At 60.4% G+C, this 3,091-nt stretch carries 3 protein-coding genes; all 3 read left to right on the top strand.

Annotation, left to right across the window (positions count from 1 at the left end; genetic code table 11):
* On the top strand, positions 1 to 831 hold an 831-nt coding region (locus tag ACILSL_RS27450; protein WP_395735260.1), incomplete at its 5' end, for a DUF935 family protein.
* 6 nt (positions 832 to 837) lie between these two features.
* On the top strand, positions 838 to 2,493 hold the full coding sequence (locus tag ACILSL_RS27455; protein ID WP_395735261.1) for a hypothetical protein: 1,656 nt from the start codon (positions 838 to 840) through the stop codon (positions 2,491 to 2,493).
* 139 nt (positions 2,494 to 2,632) lie between these two features.
* The coding region (locus ACILSL_RS27460; protein WP_395735262.1) for a hypothetical protein at positions 2,633 to 3,091 on the top strand (459 nt) is incomplete at its 3' end.

The raw sequence follows: 3,091 nt of genomic DNA on the forward strand, positions 1-3,091 counted from the left end.
GCTGGTGTGATTCCCAACGGCTCGCAAGTCTTCACGCATGAGGCAAAAGCCGAAGGCGACGTCTTTGGTAAAAAGACCCAGCGCCATGACTCCGCCATTGTTCTGGCCGCGACGGGCGGGCTGCTGACAATGCTGGCGCAGTCCGGCAGCGGCACGCTGGCAGGCGGCGCGCATAGCGATACATGGCGTGATCTCGTCAGCGGCATCGCCGGGGAAGTCAGCGAGGCTTATCAAGAGCAGCTCGACAAGCTGTGGATTGCCGAAAAGTTTCCCAATCAACCTATAGGTGCGTACTTCGAGCTGTCCTTCCCTGAAGAGAAAGCCGACCGGAAGGCGACTGCGGAAACGGTCAAGACCTGCGACGAGGCTGGATTTGAGACGGATGAAAAGTGGCTTTCCGAAGAGATGGCCATGCCGCTGAAGCGCAAAGCTGCACCGCCTCCTCCCGCCGTGGTGCCTCCGGTGAATCCAGCGCCGCCCGTTCAACCGCCGCTCAAGAACCGCTTTCAAGGCGGGCCTTCTTCGGCACGTGATCGCGCCGAGGCCACGCAGCTGGCAGAGACGGCCATTCAAGACGCGCTCGATGTGACGCACGAAACCACCGCGCCGCTGCTGCCTGACATCCAGGCATTAACTGATCTGGCTGCAAATGACCAGGCCACCGAAGCCGACTTCATCGCCATGGCCACGAAGGTGGAGCAGCTGCTCCCCGAGCTGTTCAACAAAGACGGCGTCGACAAGCTCGCGAAGTCCATCGAGGCCGCGATGGGAACCGCCACCGCCCTGGGGGCGCGTGCCGCCATTCGCCAGCGTTCCACCGCGAAGGCTTGATCCTGCATGGACTTCACCGAACCGCAGCCATTGACGGATGTTCTCGCGCAGCTCGATGCGAAGACACCGATAGGCAGCGTCATGCGGTCGGCAGACTGGCAGGCCATGCCGCAGCAATTGCGCGACAGCGCCTTCTTCAGCGCTGGCGTGACGAACGCCGCATTCCTCGCGCAGCAGCAGCAGGGCATCCGTGACATGATCGCCCGAGCACGGGAGACAAACGCCGCTGGCGAGAGCATGTGGAAGATGGATCGCTCTCAGTTCATCAAGCAGCTGCGTGTGATGGGCGAGGCCGTGGGCATCGCGCATCCTGATGGCCGCAAGGGCGGCATCAATGAAAAGGACATCACCGATCCGCTGAGCATCGCCCGCTTGAAGCTGGTGGTGAACACGCAGCTCGAAATGGCTTACGGCCAGGGCCAGTATCTCGCGGCCATGGACGAAGACGTGCTGCAAGAATGGCCCGCCTGGGAGCTGGTGCGCATCACGCCGAAGAAAGCACCGCGTGACTGGCTGGCGCGCTGGCAGGCCGCAGGCGGCACGCTGCATGAGGGTCGCATGATCGCGCTGAAGACATCGCCCGTCTGGACCGCGCTTTCCCGCTTCGGCAAGCCTCACCCTCCCTTTGATTACAACAGCGGCATGGGTGTCGAGGAAGTTGATCGAGACACCACCGAGCAGCTCGGGCTGATGTCCATGACGGTGAATGAAGCACTGCACACCTTCAGCAATGATCCCGCGCTCAAGGCTGCTGCCAAGAAAGGCCGCTTGGTGCCAGACGCCCCCACGCATCAGGTGCTGCCGCCAAAGTTGAGCACGCTTGAAGAGGGTCTTGAGGCTTCCATCAAGGACATGCCAGACGATCTTAAAAAGCGCCTGAAGGACATCTTTGGAGATCAAATCAAGATGGACGCCAATACGGCCAGGTGGGTGCCTTTGAAAGATCAGCAGCCAGAGCCAACAGCCCCCGCAAAGCAGCCAGCGGCAAAAAAACGAGCGGCGAAAAAGAAAGCGGTGCCAGCTGCGCCAGCGCCCAAGAAGCAGACCAAGGAACAACTCGCGGTGGACTTCGGCGCTGAGTTTGGCTGCACGGTCAAATTTGTTCCGCCCGCTGGCACGACCAAATGGGGCGCGAAAATGGGCAACCCAGCATGCATCAAACACATGCAGACAATCGCCGATGAATGGCGTCGTGTGCGCGAGGCTTTCCCTGCGCTCAAGCGTGGCGGCATCGTGAACACGTTCCTGTGTTTGAGTTCCAAGCGTGGCCGCGCACATCTGGACGGCCCTTCGCCGTTCATGTCCACGAAGGCCGTTGAATGGTCCGACGCTTCATTCGCGGGCATCGCGCAGTGGGAGAAGCTCAACAAGAGAAACTGGGGCACCGAGCGCAAAGGCAGCCAGGTGCAGGACAACTTCCGCCATGAGCTGGGGCACACGATGAGCACACCGGCAATCATCGAGACCTTCAAGCGCGAGGTGCTGGCCAAGCATGATCTCGAATGGTTCCGCCAGAACGTCTCCGAATACTCCGCCACGAACAGCTGGGAGGCCATCGCCGAGGCGTTTGGCATCTGCACACGTGTGGATTACATTCGCGGCACGTTCCCGCCTGCGCTCGAACGTTTCATTTTTCAAACCATGCTGGGAGAAACAAAATAATGGGAGCACCTGCCATACCACCCGGACTTACTGACGAGGAACTTTTGAAGCTCACGCTTGAAGCTCCCGAAGGCGACGAAGTTGAAACCGACGCCGTGCTCGTCATCGACGGCAAGGCGCTGCCGGCCGATTCCGAAACATGATCAGCGGCAAGGTCATCACCATCGGCCTGACTGATGCGCAGAAGCGGATGCACAAGATCGCCGCGAACTTCACGGAGCCCAAGCGCGCCTTCAGGGTCGCGGGCAATGCCGTGATGAACAGGGTCAAGACGCACTTCCGCAAGCGCAACCAGGAGCCGAACAAAGAAGGCTGGGCCAAGTCCGGTTTCTGGGCGCAGATCCGCGACAGCGTGCAGATGCTCGATGGCAGCGGCGAAGGCGTGATCATCCAGATCAACGATCCGCGCATCAATCTCAAATTCTACGGTGGCACGGTCACACCGAAGCGCGGCAAGGCGCTGGCCATCCCGCTGCATGAAGAGTACAAAGGCATCCTTCCCAGCACCTTCCCGCGTGATAAGTTTTTCTTCCTGCCCGACAAAGACGGCAACAACGTCGGCATTCTCGCCGAGGCGCTTGGCGACAACAAAATCCGC

Origin of the sequence: Prosthecobacter sp. (assembly GCF_044222345.1) — a bacterium.
Lineage (GTDB): Bacteria > Verrucomicrobiota > Verrucomicrobiia > Verrucomicrobiales > Verrucomicrobiaceae > Prosthecobacter.

Bases quoted from the DNA above. Each gene is read 5' to 3' on its own strand.
- ACILSL_RS27455 (WP_395735261.1), top strand. From the start codon at position 838: ATGGACTTCACCGAACCGCAGCCATTGACGGATGTTCTCGCGCAGCTC.